We start from the raw sequence: 17,583 nt of genomic DNA, 5'->3' as shown, positions 1-17,583 counted from the left end.
GGCATTGCAGAATGTGACGAGCTTTGTTGGAACTCCATTGTTGGAAGCGCTTGCACGCGGAGTACCTGAAATTGCGCCGAATTATCACTGTGCTTATGCATGGCCTCAGTCGAGAACGCTATGCATCTGTCCATAACGAAGCCCTTGTGACTTGCATAGGGTTGAAGAGATCTGCTTCACACAACGCCCCCGATCTATCCCCAAGGATGAGTTTCAACGATGAAGAGCATCGCCCTCCTGCGCGAACGAGCCACCCGCGTTATGCCTACCGGTTCCCACTGCCCGGCGTCAGGCCTGTGGAGCCCCGACGCCGATCCGGATGCCGTCCAGGTTTTCGCGGAAGGCCACGTCCTGCCGGCGCACGATGGTGTACCCACCATCTGGCGGCGCCGCGCTGCCGCTGAAGTGTCGGCATGACCAGGACCATCCTGAACCGGCCCGCTGACTACCGGCACGTGCCCTCCGCAGAGTGGACCGATCTCAGCGCAGGCGATCCCGTGTGGATCTACGACGTCGCGTGGGGCGCCGGGACTGGCCGTGTGGATGACGTTTCCAAGCACCAGGAATTGCTCTGGGTCATCCTCGAGCCGACCGGCCGCAGGCTCATCTGCGGAACGGACGACGTCGAGGTCTGGACCGCCTGAAAAGACTCGCCGAGATGGCATCTAATACCAATGTCTGAGCGGATCATACGTATTAAATGCCATCTCGGCGGCAGTTAACCGGCGGGAATCAGCACGCTCGGAGAGCCCGTCTCTACGCGACTCACGACGCCGTCCGGCAGGCCCGTTTCCCGGTCCAGTTTGAAGCTCACGACGTCGTCCGAGCCTTCGTTGGCGACGTACAGCCAGCCTTCGCGGACCAGGTGGTGGCGGGGCCAGTCGCCGCCGCACGGAACGTCCGCGAGGGGCTCGAGTTCAGCCCCGCCGTGGGAAACCTTCAACACACAAATGCGGTTGGAACCCCGCACGCCCACATAAGCGAAGCGGCCGTCCGGCGACAGCGCAATCTCCGCGCCGGAGTCGCCGTCCTTGGCTCCTGTGGCGGTCGCCGGAACTATGGTTGTCAGCTCATAAGTGCCGTCCGGTTCCATCCGAACGGCGGCTACTTCCACGGAGTATTCGGTGTCCACGAAGACCGTTCCGCTGTGATGGCGGGCCAGGTGGCGGGGCCCGGAGCCCCTCGGCAGGATCACCTGATGATCTGGCTGCAGGCCTTCACCCGGCGAGTACTGCCACACCCGGACCAGGTCATGCCCCAGGTCCGTAGTCATGACACGGCCGTCCGGCAGCACCAGGCTTGAGTGCGCGCGGCTGGGCCGTTCCTCGTCCGGAGACGTTGCAGTGTGGGGATCGACGGCGGCCGCCGCGCTGGTGCGCGAGGTGATGGCGCCGTCGTCGTCCAGTTCGTACAGGATGACCTGGCCGTCGCCCCAACAGGTAGCCACTATAAAGCGTCCTTGCGGATCGGCCGCTACGTGGCAGGTGGCTTCACCGGCTGGCCAGGGATCGCCGAAAGCCTCCAGCTCAGCGTCACCTGTCCGGCGATAAGCCCGCACGGTCTTGCCTTCCTCGGCTACAGCGTAGACCACCGGGAGCGTTGGGTGCAGTGCAAGGAACGATGGCGAGTTGGCAGCGATCGCCAAACCGAGGGACGTCAGCTGGCCGTCATCATCGGCCGAAAGTGCGACGATGCCCTCGCCGTTGCCGTTCCTGTCGGCAGTGTACGAACCAACCCAGATCAGTGTCTTTTGGATACCCATGGTCAGTGCCCCTGTACGTCTGAGTCCACACCGGCGTCCGGCCCGGCGTCGAGGGTTTGCAGTCGGATGAGGTCGTCGTGGTCCAGTTCAAAGTCGAAAACGTCCAGGTTCTCCTTCATTCGTTGCGGATTCGCGGTTTTGGGTATGGCCACCAAGCCTTGCTGAACGTGCCAGCGCAACACCACCTGGCCCGGAGACTTCCCGTACTTCTTGCCGATGCCTGCCAACACTGGCGCGTTCAAGAGGTCGCTGCTGGCACCCAGGGGGCTGTAAGACTCGGTGATGATGCCGTTCGCTTCGTTGAAAGCCCGGGCAGCAGGCCGCGGGACGGACGGGCTGACCTGAATCTGGTTGACGGCTGGAACAACGTCGGTCTGCCTGAACAGTTGGTCGAGGTGCGAAGGCTTGAAGTTTGAGACGCCGATGGATCGCACTTTGCCAGAGGCCTGCAGTTCCTCGAAGGTCTTCCACGTGGACACGAATTCGCCGCGGCGGGGGAGCGGCCAGTGGATCAGCAGCAGGTCAACGTAGTCCAGCCCCAAGCGCTCCAAGGAGCCTTCCAGCCCTGCAACGGCTTTGCCGGAACCTTGGAACTCGCCATCCAATTTGGTGGTGATGAAGAGCTCCTCGCGATTCACCCCGCACGCACGGATGCCGTTGCCCACGCCTTTCTCATTGCCATACTTCACAGCCGTATCGACGTGCCGGTAGCCATGGGACACAGCCTCCACCACAGCGTCGGCAACCTGGGCGTCATTCAGCGGCCACGTGCCGAGTCCCAGTTGGGGGATCTTGTGGCCGTCATTGAGTTCGATGAGCGGGGCAAGTGTCATGGGCATGATCTCCTTTTGAGTCTGTTGCTGTTCTACGCTGGCCGCTTGCTGCTTGGCAACAGCTATCGCCGCGACCATTGATAGAGGCTGTCGCTCAACTCCATGAAATCCTCGCCCACCTTCTGCAGTTCGGGGTGGGTGTCATGCCACTCGACGATCTCCCGGGCGCCGTCAGCGAACGGAATCGTGGCCCGGTTGTCGAACACCACGGAGTGCGAGCGGTCGCCCAACAGATTGGCGCCGCCCCGGGAGGCCGGCTGCGGCGAGACGGTGTCCGCAGCCGGTCCGAGGTTGTCAGGGAGGAGGCTAGTCACCACGCGTAATCTTCAGGGGCGGTGCGATGACCCGGGAAGATGTCGTCGAGCCGCTTGAGGGCGTCCTCATTCAAAGTGACGTCCAGGGCACGGATAGCGGCATCGAGCTGTTCCTGGGTTCGAGGTCCAACGATCGGAGCCGTCACGGCAGGCTGGTGAAGCAGCCAGGCCAGCGCTACATCTCCGGGTGCGTGGCCCAGTTCATCCGCGAAATCCTCGTACTGGCGGATCTGCTCCTCGTGCTTTTTGAGCGTCTCGAGTGCCCGGCCCTCTGTACGGCGAACGCCCTGCTCTTCCTTCTTCAGCACACCACCCAGCAGCCCACCCTGCAGCGGCGACCATGGGATCAAGCCAAGGCCGTACTGCTGTGCCGCCGGAATGACTTCAAGCTCAACTTCGCGCCGGAACAGGTTGTAGATGGACTGCTCGCTGACGAGACCCGTGTAGTTCCGCCTACGGGCGGCTTCCTGGGCCTGGGCGATGTGCCAGCCGGCAAAGTTGCTGCTGCCCGAATACAGGATCTTGCCCTGCTGGACGCCAACCTCGATTGCCTGCCAGATCTCGTCCCACGGCGTATCGCGATCGATGTGGTGGAACTGGTAGATGTCGATGTAGTCCGTCTGCAGCCGCTTCAGGCTCGCATCCAGTGCACGGCGGATATTAAGCGCTGACAGCTTGGACTCGTTGGGACGGTCCGTCATGGTGCCGTACAGCTTGGTGGCCAGCACGGTGCGCTCGCGGCGCTCGCTGCCCTTCGCGAACCAGCGGCCGATGATTTCCTCGGTCCAGCCGCGGTGCCCGGTTCCTCCGTACACGTTGGCGGTGTCGAAGAAGTTGATGCCGGATTCCAGTGCCGTGTCCATGATCGAGTGGGCTGTTGCTTCATCCGTCTGCGGCCCGAAGTTCATGGTGCCCAGGCAGAGACGTGAAACTTTCAGGCCGGAACGGCCAAGGTGGGTGTACTGCATGTTTTTGGAGTCCTTCTTTCGGGGCTTAGAGCTGGGTGAAAGCAGCGACGGCGGGATCGGAGCCGATGCGGGCGCCCGCCTCAAGTGCCGTGATAGCTGCCAGTTCGGATTCGGTGAGGGTGAGGTCCCCGGCACCGAAGTTCTCGCGCATTCTCGTCGAGTCCGCGGATTTGGGGATCACGATGGTCCCCTGCGCGAGGTGCCAGGCGAGGATCAACTGTGCAGGAGTAGTGCCGTGCGCCGCGGCCACGAGGGCCACCTGCTCTGCGTTCAGGTCCTTGCCCTGGCCCAGCGGGCTATAGGCCTCAACGGCGATGCCCAAGTCGCGGCACTTGTTGGCCAACTCGCCCTGTTGGTACGTGGGGTGGACTTCGATCTGGTTAACGGCCGGAACTACCTCTGCCTCTTTCAGCAGCGTGTCCACGTGGTCGGAAAGGAAGTTGGAGATGCCGATGGCCCGGACCTGCTTGTCCTGGTACAGCTTCTCCATTTCCTTCCAGGCCTGCGTGTAGAGGCCCTGCGACGGAACGGGCCAGTGGATCAGGTACAGGTCGATAACCTCAAGGCCCAAGGCGTCGCGGCTTCGTTGGAAGGCATCATAGGCTTCGCCCTGCTCGCCGTTGCGGAGCTTGGTGGTGATGAACAGTTCTTCCCGGGGAATGCCCGAGGCCGCGACGGCAGCGCCCACTCCCGCCTCGTTGCGGTATGCAGCCGCGGTGTCGATGTGGCGGTAGCCGGCTTCCAAGGCATCTTCCACTACCTTCTGCGTTTCGTCGGCAGGCACTTGGAAGACCCCGAATCCGAGCTGGGGGATGGTGACGCCGTTGTTCAATGTCAGCTCTGGCATGACGGTCTCCTTCGACGGGATGGTTATGGCGGTGACACTCCAGAAAGCGTTTTCGGAGGCTCAGTATTGAGCCTATGCACTTTTAGCGGCAGAGTCAGCAATCCAGCCTGATCCTGTTTTTCCTAGGTCTGGCAGTCCTACCCAAAATGGTGGTCTTTCACGCGCCGCGGACGGCAGAATGGACGGATGGGTCAAAGCGCCGAGTTCGGCAAATTCCTCAAAGTCATGCGTGCCCGTCTCTCACCCGAAGACGCCGGGGCACAGGAGTCCAGTGGTGCCCGGAGAGTGCCAGGACTCCGCCGCGAGGAGGTTGCCCGGCTCTCGGGAGTGAGCACCGATTACTACACGCGGCTGGAACAGGGCCGCAACATCCACCCATCCAGGGCTGTTCTTGATTCCGTGGCACGGGCACTTCGCCTGGACGCGGGGGAACAGGCGCACATGATGGACCTGCTGGAGCACTGCGCCAGTTCCGCCGGCAATCCTGGCCCGGTACAACAAAAGGTGAGGCCCGCGCTGCGGCAGCTGCTCGACGCCTTCGGAGATGTTCCTGCCATGGTGTTGGGCAGACGCGCGGACGTCCTTGCTGGAAACCGGATGGCTCACCTGCTCTTCACCGATTTCGCTTCACTCCCGGCCGCGGAGCGGAACCTGACCCGCTGGATCATCCTGGATCCCATGGCGTTGCATTTGTTCAGGGACTGGAAAACCGTGGCCGCTGAAGCTGTTGGTGCTCTGCGCATGGACGTGGGGCGGCACCCCAACGATCCCCAGACCAATCACCTGGTGGGCGAGCTCGCCGTGCACAGTGAGCATTTCCGCCAGTGGTGGGCCGGTCACAGGGTGGCGTCGCGATCCGCAGGCACTGTGCGGCTGCACCACCCGATTGTCGGTGACCTCGAACTGAACTTTGAAACGCTGAGTCTCCCGGACGACCCCGACCAGATGCTGAGGGTCTATTCCGCGAAGGCGGGCTCGCCGTCGTCGGACGCTCTGACGCTGCTGAGCTTTGGTGACGTGGGCACCCAAGCTGAGGTCCCGGAACCCGCCCGCCGAGACGACAGTTAATGCCCATGTTTTTGGAAAACATGGGCGTCAACTGCCATCTCGCGTAGCGGGTAAGGGGCTGCTCAGCGCTCCAGGCGGAAACCAAGCTTGATGGTGACCTGCCAGTCGGCCACTGCGCCGTCCTCGAGGTGGCCGCGGATTTCCTTGACCTCAAACCAGTCCAGGTTCCGAAGGGTCTGGGAGGCTGTCGCGATGCCATTCTTTATCGCGTCGTCAACGCCCTCGGTGGAAGTTCCTACAATTTCGGAAACGCTATATGTGTGGCCAGCCATGGTGCTCCTCATCAACGTCTTACGAATCTTTGGAAAAATCTGGCCCGCCAGGCAGGCCGTTCATGCAGACTAGCCCACGGATCTCCGTGCGGCCAGAGCTTGCGGGCCTAGCTTTCGCGCCAATCATTACTGGTGATGTGCGAACCTGCTTGCGGTCCCATTTGCAGCATCCCGCCGTCCACCGGCCATGATGCGCCGTTGACATAGCTGGAATCCGGTGATGCCAGGAAGGCGATAACGGCGGCGATTTCCCGGGCATCCCCGGGGCGTCCCAGTGGAACTCCCGGGCGCTCTTTCTGCTTGGGGTCCTCGTCTTCCTGACCTGTCATGGGAGTCGCGATCTCGCCCGGTGCTACGTTGTTGGCAGTAATGCCATGCTCGGCGAGTTCCAGAGCCATGGTTTTGATGAGGCCGCCTAAGCCGTGCTTGGAAGCGTCATAAGCCGCGGCCCCAACCCTGGGCTGGAACTCATGGACACTGGTGACCGCGATAATGCGCCCACCGCGGCCGGCGTTCACCATGCGCTTGGCCGCTGTCTGCATCGCCACGAAAGCGCCGTTGAGGTTGGTGTCCAAGGTGGACATCCACGTGTCGTAGTCCAGCTCAAGGAACTTAGTGCCGTCGCCGGTTCCGGAGTTGTTGACGAAGACGTCCACGCCGCCAAGCTCCTCAGCGAGCTTGTCGATGGCATCAGCCGTTCCTCGCACATCGGTGGTGTCGAGTTGGTGGACCACTGCTTTCCGGCCCAAACCGCGGACTTCCTCTGCGGTTTCCTCAGCACCCTGCTGATCCGAGTGCCAGGTGATGCCTACGTCCATACCTGCTTTGGCCAAAGCCACTGCGGTGGCCCGCCCGATGCCTGAATCCGATCCTGTGACGATGGCGGTCTGCGGGGAAAATGGTGCGTCGCTCATTGCCTTGCCTTTCGGTCGTGTGATCGTTCCGATGATTTATCCCTACCCAGTGATACCGGCCGTAAACACTCCCGGCGCGAAAGGGTCGTCCCTGCGGATGGTGATGGAGTGTAGATTTCTTGCAGCAGCACCTAGTGAATCCCCACAACCAGGAGTACTCATGTCAGAAGTTATTGTCGTCGGCGTTGACAGCAGCGAGACGGCCAAGCGCGCAGCAGTGGCAGCAGCGAAGCTCGCCACCGCACTTGGCGCCGAACTGCACGTGATCAGCGGCTTCTCAGATGACCGCATTGAAGAATTCGGCAGTGGCAGCGACCGGATCACCGTCTCCTCGGCCGACTCCGCGGAATACGTGGCCCGCAAGGTCTCCGAAGAGCTGGACGTGCCCGCCGGCAGCATCAAGTACTTCGCAGCCCGCGGCACGCCGGCCAACGCGCTCATCAACTACGCAGAGACCAACAATGCCTCCCTGATTGTTGTGGGAAACAAGCGCATGAAGGGCCTGGGCCGCGTCCTGGGCAGCATCGCCAACAGCGTTGCGCACGGTGCACCCTGCGACGTGTACATCGTGAACACGGACGTCGAGTAGTCACGCCCAAGTAAGGGACAGCACCTGTCGCAATGAGCACTCATAGCGACAGGTGCTGTCCCCGGACGGGCTACCTGGCGCGGACCTTCCTTGCCAGCGCCCGGACAGTCAGCACCATCCCGGTGCCCGCCACCAGCCATGGTCCTGCAACGATGATCGGGTCCATCCACTGATGGTTAGTGTCCGCCCGCTTCTTGCCCCACCGTGAGCTCAGGCCGCCGTACTTGAATTCGCTCAACACGCCGGTTTCGGTGATCGGGTTGTCCGGCCGAAGCGTTCCAAAGGACATCAAGTGGCTCTCCCAGGCGTTGACTCTGTCCGCCGCGAGCAGGATCAGCCAATGAGCCGCCCGGCCTTCACTGTATTTATAGGCGTATTTCCGCATTACCCCGGACACCCCCGTTGGAGGGGTGGAGGTTCCAAAAACGGGGGTCAGGAACTTGTGCTCAATGGACCGCTCCCGCGGCCACTTCTCCTCCTGACGCTCCGGGAAGTCCCAATGGGCGCCCGTCGGAATCCCGCGCTGCTCACGGGGAAACGCCGGCCGGTCCTTGGGATCCAGGTCCACGCCCCATCCCGGAATTATTGCCCGCAACTCTTCAGCCGTTGGCCGCGGTTGGGGCCTTTCTGCTGTGTAAGGCATATGGTTTCTCCTTTTCGCGTGCGCGGCTCAGTTGGCCGAGGGTGTGATGATCGGCTTGATGCATCCATCCAACTTCGCGGAGAAGATGTGATACCCCTCAGCGATATGCTCCAGCGGGATCCTGTGGGTGACGATATCGCTGGGCTTCAGATAGCCGTTTTGGATGTGCTCAAACAGCCGCGGCCATTGCCTCTTCACAGGGCACTGGTTCATTCGCAGAGTCAATCCCTTGTTCATGGCATCGCCGAACTTCACGGCGCTGAACATCGGGCCATACGCGCCCATGACCGAAACCGTTCCGCCCTTGCGTACGGAGTCGATGGCCCAGTTCAAGGCAATCGGGGATCCACCCTGCAGCTTGAACTTGGCAGACGTCAGGTGCTGGGTGAGGTTACCGTCAGCTTCGGCCCCGACGGCGTCAATCACCACATCCGCTCCCAGATGCCCGGTGGCCTTCTTCATCTCCACCACGATGTCGTCGTATTCAGCGAAGTTGTATGTCTCCGCGTGTGCGAACTCGCGGGCTTTCGCGAGCCGGTACTCAAGATGGTCGATGACGATCACCCTGCCGGCGCCCATCAGCCAGGACGACTTGGCCGCGAACAGGCCGACGGGGCCGGCTCCAAACACCACCACCGTGTCGCCCTCTTCAATGTCACCGAGTTGTGCCCCGAAGTAGCCGGTCGGGAGGGCATCGGTGAGCATTACAGCGTCCTCTTCGTCCATCCACTCCGGGATCTTGACGGGTCCGACGTCGGCGAACGGCACGCGCACGAACTCCGCCTGCCCGCCGTCGTAGCCCCCGCAGGTGTGGGAGTAGCCGTAAATGCCGCCCACCGCGGTCGCATTCGGGTTGACATTGTGGCAGTTCGAATAGAGGCCGCGGGCGCAGAAGTAGCAGGAGCCGCAGAAGATGTTGAACGGCACCATCACGCGGTCGCCCACCTGCAGGTTCTCCACAGATGGCCCTACCTCGTGGACCACTCCCACGAACTCATGCCCAAAGGTCATCCCCACGCGGGTGTCGGGCATCATGCCGTGGTACAGGTGGAGATCGGAACCGCAGATCGCCGCGCTCGTGACCCGCACTATGGCGTCGTTGGGATGTTCGATGGGTGGGATATCTTTCTCTTCGACCCTGATCTTGTATGGGCCCCGATACACCATTGCTCGCATTATGCCGCCTCTTGTAGCTAGCTGCCGATACGGTCAAAATGCTAAGCCTGCTTACTATTGGTGTCCAGTTCTTTTTCAAGTTGGGCACGACCGGCAGTTAGTGGCCTTGAAGGCCTCGCCAGCCACCACGAACCGCCGTCGGAGCGATCTTCGCGTCGATGACCAGTGGCCGTTCCTGTGTCCCGGCCCGGTAAGCGGCGGTCGATGGGTGCACGACTTCCAAGTCCGCCAGGGTCCGCACGGTCACGCGCTGAGCCCCGAATCCGCATTACCTATCAGCTACGCCTCCAGCACGTACGTCTTCAGGTCGTCCAGGGTCTGCTGCATGTGGGCATCCATGGCAAGGCGTGAATCGTTGGGATTGCGGGACTCCAGTGCCGCTGCGATCTTCCGGTGGTGACCGATTGCGTGTTCCTGTATCTCCGGGACAGCTGAGGTTTGCGCGCGGCGGACCTCGAGGACCCGATGCAGCGGCTCGAAAAGCACGGCAACAAAGACGTTGCCTGAGGCGTGAAGAATCACGTCATGAAAGGCGAGGTCTGCTTCCACAAAAGCGGGGAGGTCGTTGACTTCGTGGGCGGCCTGCATCTTTTCCACGTGCTCTTTGAGTGCTGTGAGCTCAGTATCGGAGATGCGTTCGGCGGCCAGTTCGCATGCGCCGGTTTCAAGCATCCGGCGGAGTTCGATCAACTGGATCGCAGCAGCCGCATCCTTGGTTCCTTCCGACGCTGCCCGCAAAACGGCCTCGAGTGACGCCCACTGATTGAGGGGATTAACGAACGTTCCGCGGCCGCGTTCCACGCTGAGGATCCGCTGTGCCTCAAGTGTTTTCATGGCCTCGCGCACGGTCATGCGGCTCACCTCGTGCTTGGCGCTGAGCTCCAGCTCGCCCGGGACCACAGTTCCGGGCGGAAACTCGCCCGCGATGATCCGGTCCAGCAGCTCATCAGCCACGACGCCGACCAGCGACTTGCGTGCCATGTATCCCCATTTCCTGTACTCCAGACCACCCGGCGCCCCGCGGACCTTCCCCCGGGACGGGGTGGTTGTCAGACATCTTACGCTGGCGGTGGCCAGCTTGTTTCCCAGAACTCATTTAGCGCCGAGGCGCACTTTTCGGGCTGTTCCCAGTGGACGTTATGGCCAGCATCGGGGATGGCTCGCAGCTGCCGACGTGGGCTCTCGGCCGCGAACGCGCGCATTTGCTCTATGGGTCGCACTCGGTCCCCGGTTCCGGCGATCACCAGCAGGGGCGCGTGGACACGCCCAGGCACTGAAGGTTCGACGCCGGTCATGGCCGCCAAGGCGCTGGCGGACAGAACCGAAAACGGTGCATTAAACCCCGTGCTGAGCCGCTGCAGGTCTTCCGCGGACAGTTCCCCGTACCAGGCGTTCATGAGCTTCGCTACGGTCCCGGAATCGAAGAATCCTTGATCCAGCTGCGATATCAGCAGCTTCTTGAATCCCTGATTCTGCGGCACTGGCGCCATGCCCACCAAGGTCAGCGAGGCCACCAGCTCCGGATGGGCCGCCGCGAGCGTGAGTGAAATACTCCCGCCCATCGAGTGCCCCACCAGATGCACCCGACCGCTGCGCCGCACCTCAAGAGCTTTCGCCACCGAGGCTGCCACCGAGTCCAAGGTCCAGTCAAAATTTGGCTGCAACGCCTCACCGGGGTGATAGCCCGGGAGGTCGAGAATCCAGACCGTCCGGCCGGCGTCGAGCAGTTCTTTGGCGAGCGGTTCCCAGTACACCGAACCGGACGCCCAGCCGTGGATCAGCACTGTGGGGACCGGCTCACCTGCGGAAACTGCGGGCGTCCGAACGTCCACGAAGGGGAGCGGAACCTCGCTGTCAGCCATGTACCCAGCCTAGTGATGCGCAGCACCTTGCGTGGTAAGGAGCCGTGTGTCACACTAATTCAAATGTTAGATGTCTGACATCTTACATTCGCCAAACCGCCACAGAGATTTCCCACGATGGAGTGCACAGTGACCCTTGAAGCCGACGTTCTGGCCGCTTTCCCGGCGGAAGTCCAGATTCCTGCTCAGTTGGTTGCCGACGCCGTTGCGGCGTCCTCGGTAACGTCTCCCCGCGTATTGGTAGTCCTCGACGACGACCCCACGGGAACGCAGTCCGTTGCGGATCTCGCCGTGCTCACCCGGTGGGACGTCGCAGACTTCACGTGGGCCTTCACCCACATCCGTGAGAACCAGACCAAACCTGCTGTCTATGTCCTCACCAACACCCGCAGCCTGGACCCGGCCGAAGCCGCAGCCCGCAACGAGGAAATCGTCCGCAATGCCTTGGCAGCGGCAGCAGGGAATGTGAGGCTCGGCTTCGTCAGCCGCAGCGACTCCACCCTCCGCGGCCACTACCCGCTGGAACCGGACGTCATCGCCGCCACCGTGGCAGCCGAAACCGGTGAAGCCACCGACGGTGTGGTCATCGTTCCTGCCTTCCCCGACGCCGGTCGCGTCACCATCGGCGGCGTGCACTACATGCGCGGCACCGGAGAAGACGCCGGCACACTCACCCCGGTGGCAGAGACGGAATTCGCGAAGGACGCGAGCTTCGGCTTCGCGAACTCCGAGATGGCCAAGTATGTGGAGGAGAAGTCGCAGGGGCGGTTCCCGGCCGGCGACGTGATCGTCCTGGACCTCCATATCATTCGCGCCGGTGCCTCAGCGCAGGATCCCACCATCTCCGCGAAAGCAATCGCCGACGCCCTCGAGTCCGCCACCAACTCCACGCCGATCGTGGCCGACATCGTCACCGAGAACGATTTCCGTGCCCTGGCCCTGGGCCTTGAAGAAGCCGAGCGCCGTGGCAAGAAGCTCCTGTACCGTGTGGGCCCGCCCTTCGTGAGGGGCCGTATCGGCCAGGAGATCCGCACCGCGTTGACCTCCCAGGAGGCTTATGCGGGCAACACTCCCTCCACGGCCGGCGGCCTGATCGTGGTCGGCTCGCACGTCGGCGTCACCACGCGTCAGCTCAACGCCCTGACGGCACAGCACAGCTCGGCACGGATCGTCGAGATCGACGTCGAGAAGCTCCTGACAGCGGAAGCCGACGCCTACATCGCAACTGTAGTGTCCGACGTCGTCGACGCTCTTCGCGGCGGTGACGTCATCGTCCACACCAGCCGCCTGCTCATCAAGACCGACGACGCCGCAGCAAGCCTGAAGATCGCACGCACCGTCTCGGCCGCCGTCGTCGCAGTTGTGAACCGGACGCTGAAGACCTTTCCGCCGCGGTTTGTCATCGCGAAGGGCGGCATCACATCCTCGGACGTCGCCGCGCACGGCCTGGAAATCCGCCATGCAATTGTCCGCGGCCCCATGCTGCCGGGCATCGTCTCGCTCTGGGAGCCGGTGGACGGTCCCGCCAAGGGCATCCCGTACATCGTGTTCGCCGGCAACGTGGGCGACGACCAATCCCTGACTGAGGTCACCCGCAAGCTCAGCGCCACCTTCTAGAACCCCCGGCCCCAAGAAATTCAATGGAGAACACCATGACCAGCAGCAACTACACCGTTACCGTCCTGGGCCTGGGCGCCATGGGCCTGCCCATGGCTACCCGCCTCGCGTCCGAGCTGACTGTCCACGGCTTCGATATCGCCGAGCCCCGCTTGGAACTCGCAGCAGCCGCAGGCATCAAGACCTTTGCTTCTGCACGCGAGGCATCGGATGGCGCCGACGCGCTGCTCTTGGCCGTCCGCAACGGCGAGCAGCTCAACGACGTCCTTTTCGGCGAGAACGGCGTGGCTTCGGTACTGAAGCCGGGCGCCGTCGTGATCCTCGGCAGCACCGTTGGTACCGAAGCCATCCCCGCCACGGTGGAAAAGCTTGCGGAATACGGTGTGGCCCTGGTGGATGCTCCACTCTCCGGTGGTCCGAAGCGTGCCGGCGAAGGCGACCTGCTGATCGTCGTTGGCTCTGAGCCTGAAGCACTCGAAAAGGCGCGTCCTGCCTTGGAACTGCTGGCCTCCACCCTGAGCATCGTGGGCGACAAGCCCGGCGACGGCCAGGCCCTCAAGACCGTCAACCAGCTCCTCTGCGGCGTACACATCGCCGCAGCTGCCGAGGCCATGGCACTCGCCGATGCCCTCGGCCTCGATCAAGCTAAGACACTTGCCGCCCTCGAAGCCGGAGCCGCTGGTTCCTTCATGCTCTCCAACCGCGGCCCGCGCATCCTTGAGGCCTACTCCGAAGACGGCGCCGAGGTCCTCAGCCGCCTGGACATCTTCGTCAAGGACATGGGCATCGTGGGCAAGGCAACCCGGGCCGCCGGCCTCGCCGCACCCGTTGCCGCAGCAGCAGAACAGCTTTACCTCCTCGGCCAGGCCCAGGGCCTCGCCGCCGCCGACGACTCCGCCGTCATCAAGGTTGTCGCGCCCACAAAGCGCACCGCCTAAGCACCCCAACAAGAACCGCGACGACGGCGGTCCCCCCTTCGCCGTCGTCGCCACCTTCCGCCGGTCTTCTTTAGACTGGTATGTCAAAGGAGACACCCCCCAATGAACCCCCTCGTCAACTCGCTGATGGTTCGGGCGGCTGATGCCCCCGCCATCAAGCCCGCAGTGGAGCTGGGAACACCCCTTCTGCTGACCATCGCTGCAGCCGGTATCGCCCTGTTGCTGGTGCTGATCATCCGTTTCAAGATCCAGGCCTTCGTTGCCCTGCTGGCCGTCAGCATTTTGGTGGGCGTCGCGGCGCAGATTCCGCTCAAGGACATCTTCACCGTGGTGACTACAGGCGTTGGCAGCACCATGGGCAAGGTCGCGTTGCTGATTGCCCTCGGCGCCATCCTTGGCCGCATGATCGAAGTCTCCGGTGGTGTGCAGTCGCTGGCCACCCACTTCACTGAGAAGCTCGGCGCCAAGCGCGTTGCCATCGCACTGACCGCCGTGGGCTTCCTCGTGGCGATCCCCGTGTTCTTCGAGGTTGGCGTGATCGTCCTCGTTCCGATCGTCTACGCCTTCGCCAAGATCGCGAACGTGCACCCGATCAAGTTCGGCCTACCGATGGCCGGCATCATGCTGTCCATCCACGTTGCCGTCCCGCCGCACCCGGGCATCGTCGCAGGGGCTGGCGTTTTCGGCGCCGACATCGGACTCATCACCCTGATCTCCCTCATCATCTGCATCCCGCTCGGCTTCCTGTCCTACTGGGTTGCCAGCATCATGAACCGCAAGGACTACGAACTCCTCCCGGGTGTGAAGCAGCAGGTGGATGAATTCGGTTCCGAATCGCTGGTCCACGTTGGCCATGACGGTCCCGGCGCCCGTGCGATCGCCCCTCCGCGTCCCGGCCTGATCATTTTCCTGATCGCGGCTCCCATCGTCCAGATTCTCCTCGGCACGGTTGGAACACTGACCCTCCCCAAGGACAACTACTGGTACGGCGTGGCCGCGTTCGTCGGCAACCCGTTCTTCGCACTCCTGGTGGCAGTCGCCCTCGCCTTCTTCCTGCTCGCGGTCCGCCGCAACTGGTCGCTCAAGGAAACCGGCGAGATCTTCGAAGGTGCACTGCCTCCCATCGCCTCCATCCTCATGGTGGTGGCGGCCGGCGGTGTGTTCGGTGAAGTACTGCGCGCATCCGGCATCGGTGCAGCGCTGTCCCACACTTTGGATAGCCTCGGCCTGCCGGTAATCGTGCTCGGCTTCATCATCTCCTTGGCACTGCGCGCCGCCCAGGGCTCCGCGACCGTCGCCATCGTGACGACGACGGGCCTGCTTACCTCCGCAGTCATGGAAGGTGGCTACACGCCTGCCCAGATCGCCGTGATCGTCATCGCGATCGGCTTCGGCTCGTTGGGTTTGTCCCACGTGACTGACGCCGGTTTCTGGACCGTGGTCCGCTACTACGGCCTCACCGTTTCAGACGGCCTCAAGACCTGGACCGTCCTCACCACCATCCTGGGCCTGGCTGGCTTCGCGCTGACCTACGTCGCGTGGATCCTGGTGGGAGGCCTGGCTCACTAATGCGCGCCAAACTCGATCACTTGGTCAACTCCGCCCTGGCCTCCGGAGCTGGTGTTCCGGCCTTCACCTGCTACGACTTCACTACCGCCCTGGCTGTTGTTGGTGCAGCGGAAGAAGCCCGGCTCGGCGTCATCCTGCTCGTCGCTCCGAAGACTGCGTCCACGGCCAACGGATTGCGCCTCATCGCAGCCCTGCGCTGCCTGGCCGACGATGCCAGCGTCCCGGTTTCGGTGCAGCTGGACCACGCCTCGGACCTCAAGGTCATCCTCGATTCCGTAGCCGCCGGCGCGGACGCGGTCCTCGCCGATGGTTCGTCCTTGCCCTACGAGGACAACATCGCCCTGGTCCGCGAAGTCCGGGCCGCACTGGACGCCCAAGGTGCTTCCGACGTCGTGATTGAGGCAGAGTTGGGCGTCTTTGCGGGCGACGAGGACAAGGCGTTCGGCACCAAAGCTTCAGCGCACGACGCCGGGACTTCAGTCGCCGCCCTCACAAACCCGTCGCAGGTGGCCGACTTCGTTGAGCGGACAGGTGCGCAGCTACTGGCCGTTGCTGTGGGCAACGTGCATGGCAAGTACAAGGGCGAGCCAAACATCCGATGGGACGTATTGAGTGAAGTCGCTGCTCAGACCGAGGTGCCGCTGGTGCTTCACGGAGCCTCCGGCATCCCCGCAGACCAACTCGCCAAGGCGCCGTCCATGCAAGTGGGCAAGGTGAACTTCAACACCGAACTGCGCACGGGAATCCTGTCCACGCTGGAGGCTGAAACCGCAGCACACCGGGCCGACGGAGAAAACCTCCAAGGCCTGCTGGCCCGATGGAACGGCTCCGCTGCGACGTTCGCGGGCACCACGCTGGAACTGCTCAGCGCCTGACGGCCCAGCTCAAGAACGCAGGGAGGCTAGGATCAAACCATGATCCTGGCCTCCCTGATTTTCGCGACGATTGCCGCCCTGCTCCACGTCTACATCTTCACCATGGAGTCCATCACCTGGACCAAGCCAGCCACCTGGAAACGCTTCAGCCTCACCTCGCAGGCGGACGCCGAAACCACCAAACCGCTCGCTTACAACCAGGGCTTTTACAACCTGTTCCTTGCCGTTGGCGCACTGATTGGCATCATCGCAGTTGCTTTGGGTTCACCACAGGTTGGCTGGACCCTCGTCTTCAGCAGCTGCGGATCCATGCTCCTTGCTGCCTTGGTGCTCGCAGCAAGCGGCAAAAAGTACCTCCGAGCCGCGGTTCTCCAAGGCACCACGCCGCTCCTTGCCGTCGTGCTTGGCGTGCTGGCAGTGACGCTGGGCTAGATTCGGCTCATCCGGCCCCAACCGGGACCACAACAATCTGCACTTCGTCCTGATAGATAACCCTTCCGGGCTCCGTGGACCTGAGCTGCACCCACTCCACTCCGTAACGGTCCAGGAGCTCCAAGTAGCCGGGCACCCTATCCAAGAGATGCACAGCGGTCTCCTTGAACCAACAAGTTGCCACCGGATTCACTGTCTTATCGAACAGCGTGGCATCTTCCTTGGCTGGGTCCGGATAGGCGGCGTCGTACCAGGCGTTCGCTGTGTGCCACCAAGCCCGGTCAGCTTTGGTTAGAGAATGGGTTCGGGCCAGTCCATTGGCCAGCCCAAAGACTCCTGTCCGGGTGCCGTGTTGGTTGTCATGGGCTGACTCGAATCGTATGTACTCCACAGGTCTCGGAACTACGACTCCGGAGGACCAGCCTGGGCTGCGGCGTCGTCCATCCAGAGGACTTCCCAGTGGTGGCCGTCCAGGTCACGGAACGCGCGGCTGTACATGAAGCCAAGATCCTGGGCGTCGTAGGTTTCGGATCCACCAGCTTCGAGCGCCTTGGCAGCCAACGCATCCACGTCTTCACGGCTGTCGGCAGAAAGGGCGACGATTGCCGCCGTCGAGTTTTGGGTGTCCGCGATGGGCTGCTTGGTGAACTGACTGAACTTTTCGTGGGTCAGGAGCATTGCATAGATGGTGTCGCTGAAGACCACGCAGGCGGCAGTCTCGTCGGTGAAGTTCGGGTTAATGGAGTAGCCAAGGGCCGTGTAGAAGGCCTTGGATGCCTCGAGGTCGCTTACGGGCAGGTTCACGAAAATCGACGTAGTCATGCGTCTGATCCTGCCGGTGTTTCGTCCCCTCGTCCAGAGCTAATTTTGCAGATGGGGATATCCCGGAGGAGTCCGGCACCAG

The 17,583-nt window shown here is 62.7% G+C and carries 23 protein-coding genes; 9 read left to right on the top strand and 14 right to left on the bottom strand.

All coding sequences use genetic code 11. The features are described from left to right. Positions 1–219: 219 nt before the first annotated feature. Complete coding sequence (locus tag AC0J5Z_RS00860) at positions 220–417, top strand: hypothetical protein (RefSeq protein ID WP_475036798.1); 198 nt, start codon at positions 220–222, stop codon at positions 415–417. Further along, on the top strand, positions 414–644 hold the full coding sequence (locus AC0J5Z_RS00855) for a hypothetical protein (RefSeq protein ID WP_475036796.1): 231 nt from the start codon (positions 414–416) through the stop codon (positions 642–644). Before AC0J5Z_RS00860 ends, AC0J5Z_RS00855 begins: the two co-directional genes overlap by 4 nt. 74 nt (positions 645–718) lie before the next feature. Here the strand turns inward: AC0J5Z_RS00855 and AC0J5Z_RS00850 are convergent, their stop codons facing one another. The 5 genes from AC0J5Z_RS00850 to AC0J5Z_RS00830 all read right to left on the bottom strand — a co-directional run bounded on the left by AC0J5Z_RS00850 (position 719) and on the right by AC0J5Z_RS00830 (position 4,724). After that, the gene (locus AC0J5Z_RS00850; protein WP_475036794.1) at positions 719–1,762 is read right to left on the bottom strand and encodes a lactonase family protein; all 1,044 of its coding nucleotides are present in this window, start codon (positions 1,760–1,762) and stop codon (positions 719–721) included. 2 nt (positions 1,763–1,764) lie between these two features. Continuing rightward, positions 1,765–2,595: an aldo/keto reductase gene (locus AC0J5Z_RS00845; RefSeq protein WP_475036792.1), complete on the bottom strand. Its 831-nt coding sequence runs from the start codon at positions 2,593–2,595 to the stop codon at positions 1,765–1,767. 62 nt (positions 2,596–2,657) lie between these two features. Continuing rightward, positions 2,658–2,909, bottom strand: a complete 252-nt coding sequence (locus AC0J5Z_RS00840; RefSeq protein WP_475036790.1) for a hypothetical protein — start codon at positions 2,907–2,909, stop codon at positions 2,658–2,660. Then, positions 2,906–3,877, bottom strand: a complete 972-nt coding sequence (locus AC0J5Z_RS00835) for an aldo/keto reductase (protein WP_475036788.1) — start codon at positions 3,875–3,877, stop codon at positions 2,906–2,908. Before AC0J5Z_RS00835 ends, AC0J5Z_RS00840 begins: the two co-directional genes overlap by 4 nt. Positions 3,878–3,902: 25 nt before the next feature. Beyond that, positions 3,903–4,724: an aldo/keto reductase gene (locus AC0J5Z_RS00830; RefSeq protein ID WP_475036787.1), complete on the bottom strand. Its 822-nt coding sequence runs from the start codon at positions 4,722–4,724 to the stop codon at positions 3,903–3,905. Positions 4,725–4,910: 186 nt separating this feature from the next. Here AC0J5Z_RS00830 and AC0J5Z_RS00825 point away from each other — a divergent pair, with 186 nt between their 5' ends. Continuing rightward, on the top strand, positions 4,911–5,792 hold the full coding sequence (locus AC0J5Z_RS00825) for a helix-turn-helix transcriptional regulator (protein WP_475036785.1): 882 nt from the start codon (positions 4,911–4,913) through the stop codon (positions 5,790–5,792). A gap of 62 nt (positions 5,793–5,854) precedes the next feature. Here the strand turns inward: AC0J5Z_RS00825 and AC0J5Z_RS00820 are convergent, their stop codons facing one another. Together AC0J5Z_RS00820 and AC0J5Z_RS00815 are read right to left on the bottom strand one after the other, a co-directional pair. Next, positions 5,855–6,064 carry a dodecin gene (locus tag AC0J5Z_RS00820; protein WP_011773002.1) on the bottom strand — a complete coding sequence of 70 codons (210 nt, stop codon included), beginning with the start codon at positions 6,062–6,064 and terminating at the stop codon, positions 5,855–5,857. Between the two features lie 107 nt (positions 6,065–6,171). Further along, positions 6,172–6,978: an SDR family oxidoreductase gene (locus tag AC0J5Z_RS00815; RefSeq protein WP_475036784.1), complete on the bottom strand. Its 807-nt coding sequence runs from the start codon at positions 6,976–6,978 to the stop codon at positions 6,172–6,174. Between the two features lie 160 nt (positions 6,979–7,138). Here AC0J5Z_RS00815 and AC0J5Z_RS00810 point away from each other — a divergent pair, with 160 nt between their 5' ends. Beyond that, positions 7,139–7,567 carry a universal stress protein gene (locus tag AC0J5Z_RS00810; protein WP_475036783.1) on the top strand — a complete coding sequence of 143 codons (429 nt, stop codon included), beginning with the start codon at positions 7,139–7,141 and terminating at the stop codon, positions 7,565–7,567. Positions 7,568–7,637: 70 nt separating this feature from the next. Here the strand turns inward: AC0J5Z_RS00810 and AC0J5Z_RS00805 are convergent, their stop codons facing one another. From AC0J5Z_RS00805 to AC0J5Z_RS00785, 5 genes are all read right to left on the bottom strand, one after another. Further along, the gene (locus AC0J5Z_RS00805; RefSeq protein ID WP_475036782.1) at positions 7,638–8,210 is read right to left on the bottom strand and encodes a hypothetical protein; all 573 of its coding nucleotides are present in this window, start codon (positions 8,208–8,210) and stop codon (positions 7,638–7,640) included. A gap of 27 nt (positions 8,211–8,237) precedes the next feature. Next, positions 8,238–9,386 carry a zinc-dependent alcohol dehydrogenase gene (locus AC0J5Z_RS00800; RefSeq protein WP_475036781.1) on the bottom strand — a complete coding sequence of 383 codons (1,149 nt, stop codon included), beginning with the start codon at positions 9,384–9,386 and terminating at the stop codon, positions 8,238–8,240. A gap of 97 nt (positions 9,387–9,483) precedes the next feature. Continuing rightward, a complete protein-coding gene (locus AC0J5Z_RS00795) occupies positions 9,484–9,633 on the bottom strand; it encodes a hypothetical protein (protein ID WP_475036779.1) in 150 nt (49 codons plus the stop codon). 32 nt (positions 9,634–9,665) lie between these two features. After that, the gene (locus AC0J5Z_RS00790; RefSeq protein WP_475036778.1) at positions 9,666–10,367 is read right to left on the bottom strand and encodes a FadR/GntR family transcriptional regulator; all 702 of its coding nucleotides are present in this window, start codon (positions 10,365–10,367) and stop codon (positions 9,666–9,668) included. 77 nt (positions 10,368–10,444) lie between these two features. Continuing rightward, entirely contained in the window at positions 10,445–11,248 is an 804-nt protein-coding gene (locus tag AC0J5Z_RS00785; protein WP_475036777.1) for an alpha/beta fold hydrolase, read from the bottom strand. Positions 11,249–11,377: 129 nt separating this feature from the next. Between AC0J5Z_RS00785 and AC0J5Z_RS00780 the strand changes: the two genes are divergently transcribed. The 5 genes from AC0J5Z_RS00780 (at position 11,378) to AC0J5Z_RS00760 (ending at position 16,679) form a co-directional block, all read left to right on the top strand. Further along, positions 11,378–12,865, top strand: coding sequence for a four-carbon acid sugar kinase family protein (locus AC0J5Z_RS00780; RefSeq protein WP_475036775.1), 1,488 nt, complete (start codon positions 11,378–11,380; stop codon positions 12,863–12,865). 35 nt (positions 12,866–12,900) lie between these two features. Next, a complete protein-coding gene (locus tag AC0J5Z_RS00775; protein WP_475036773.1) occupies positions 12,901–13,803 on the top strand; it encodes an NAD(P)-dependent oxidoreductase in 903 nt (300 codons plus the stop codon). Positions 13,804–13,905: 102 nt separating this feature from the next. Beyond that, a complete protein-coding gene (locus AC0J5Z_RS00770; RefSeq protein ID WP_475036771.1) occupies positions 13,906–15,372 on the top strand; it encodes a GntP family transporter in 1,467 nt (488 codons plus the stop codon). After that, complete coding sequence (locus AC0J5Z_RS00765) at positions 15,372–16,247, top strand: class II fructose-bisphosphate aldolase (protein ID WP_475036770.1); 876 nt, start codon at positions 15,372–15,374, stop codon at positions 16,245–16,247. Before AC0J5Z_RS00770 ends, AC0J5Z_RS00765 begins: the two co-directional genes overlap by 1 nt. 39 nt (positions 16,248–16,286) lie before the next feature. Then, a complete protein-coding gene (locus AC0J5Z_RS00760) occupies positions 16,287–16,679 on the top strand; it encodes a DUF1304 domain-containing protein (RefSeq protein ID WP_475036769.1) in 393 nt (130 codons plus the stop codon). A 7-nt stretch (positions 16,680–16,686) separates the two neighbouring features. Here the strand turns inward: AC0J5Z_RS00760 and AC0J5Z_RS00755 are convergent, their stop codons facing one another. Then, positions 16,687–17,070, bottom strand: coding sequence for a hypothetical protein (locus tag AC0J5Z_RS00755; protein ID WP_475036767.1), 384 nt, complete (start codon positions 17,068–17,070; stop codon positions 16,687–16,689). 11 nt (positions 17,071–17,081) lie between these two features. Then, positions 17,082–17,501, bottom strand: a complete 420-nt coding sequence (locus tag AC0J5Z_RS00750; protein WP_475036765.1) for a VOC family protein — start codon at positions 17,499–17,501, stop codon at positions 17,082–17,084. Positions 17,502–17,583: the final 82 nt, after the last annotated feature.

The sequence above is a fragment of the Paenarthrobacter sp. TRD_SC_7 genome (assembly GCF_056156245.1).
This window is presented reverse-complemented; position numbering and strand designations above follow the sequence as displayed.

Bases quoted from the DNA above. Each gene is read 5' to 3' on its own strand.
- AC0J5Z_RS00750 (WP_475036765.1), bottom strand. From the start codon at position 17,501: ATGACTACGTCGATTTTCGTGAACCTGCCCGTAAGCGACCTCGAGGCA.
- AC0J5Z_RS00790 (WP_475036778.1), bottom strand. From the start codon at position 10,367: ATGGCACGCAAGTCGCTGGTCGGCGTCGTGGCTGATGAGCTGCTGGAC.
- AC0J5Z_RS00760 (WP_475036769.1), top strand. From the start codon at position 16,287: ATGATCCTGGCCTCCCTGATTTTCGCGACGATTGCCGCCCTGCTCCAC.
- AC0J5Z_RS00855 (WP_475036796.1), top strand. From the start codon at position 414: ATGACCAGGACCATCCTGAACCGGCCCGCTGACTACCGGCACGTGCCC.
- AC0J5Z_RS00765 (WP_475036770.1), top strand. From the start codon at position 15,372: ATGCGCGCCAAACTCGATCACTTGGTCAACTCCGCCCTGGCCTCCGGA.
- AC0J5Z_RS00850 (WP_475036794.1), bottom strand. From the start codon at position 1,762: ATGGGTATCCAAAAGACACTGATCTGGGTTGGTTCGTACACTGCCGAC.
- AC0J5Z_RS00845 (WP_475036792.1), bottom strand. From the start codon at position 2,595: ATGACACTTGCCCCGCTCATCGAACTCAATGACGGCCACAAGATCCCC.
- AC0J5Z_RS00810 (WP_475036783.1), top strand. From the start codon at position 7,139: ATGTCAGAAGTTATTGTCGTCGGCGTTGACAGCAGCGAGACGGCCAAG.
- AC0J5Z_RS00815 (WP_475036784.1), bottom strand. From the start codon at position 6,978: ATGAGCGACGCACCATTTTCCCCGCAGACCGCCATCGTCACAGGATCG.
- AC0J5Z_RS00805 (WP_475036782.1), bottom strand. From the start codon at position 8,210: ATGCCTTACACAGCAGAAAGGCCCCAACCGCGGCCAACGGCTGAAGAG.
- AC0J5Z_RS00830 (WP_475036787.1), bottom strand. From the start codon at position 4,724: ATGCCAGAGCTGACATTGAACAACGGCGTCACCATCCCCCAGCTCGGA.
- AC0J5Z_RS00775 (WP_475036773.1), top strand. From the start codon at position 12,901: ATGACCAGCAGCAACTACACCGTTACCGTCCTGGGCCTGGGCGCCATG.
- AC0J5Z_RS00835 (WP_475036788.1), bottom strand. From the start codon at position 3,877: ATGCAGTACACCCACCTTGGCCGTTCCGGCCTGAAAGTTTCACGTCTC.
- AC0J5Z_RS00860 (WP_475036798.1), top strand. From the start codon at position 220: ATGAAGAGCATCGCCCTCCTGCGCGAACGAGCCACCCGCGTTATGCCT.
- AC0J5Z_RS00770 (WP_475036771.1), top strand. From the start codon at position 13,906: ATGAACCCCCTCGTCAACTCGCTGATGGTTCGGGCGGCTGATGCCCCC.
- AC0J5Z_RS00800 (WP_475036781.1), bottom strand. From the start codon at position 9,386: ATGCGAGCAATGGTGTATCGGGGCCCATACAAGATCAGGGTCGAAGAG.
- AC0J5Z_RS00785 (WP_475036777.1), bottom strand. From the start codon at position 11,248: ATGGCTGACAGCGAGGTTCCGCTCCCCTTCGTGGACGTTCGGACGCCC.
- AC0J5Z_RS00820 (WP_011773002.1), bottom strand. From the start codon at position 6,064: ATGGCTGGCCACACATATAGCGTTTCCGAAATTGTAGGAACTTCCACC.
- AC0J5Z_RS00825 (WP_475036785.1), top strand. From the start codon at position 4,911: ATGGGTCAAAGCGCCGAGTTCGGCAAATTCCTCAAAGTCATGCGTGCC.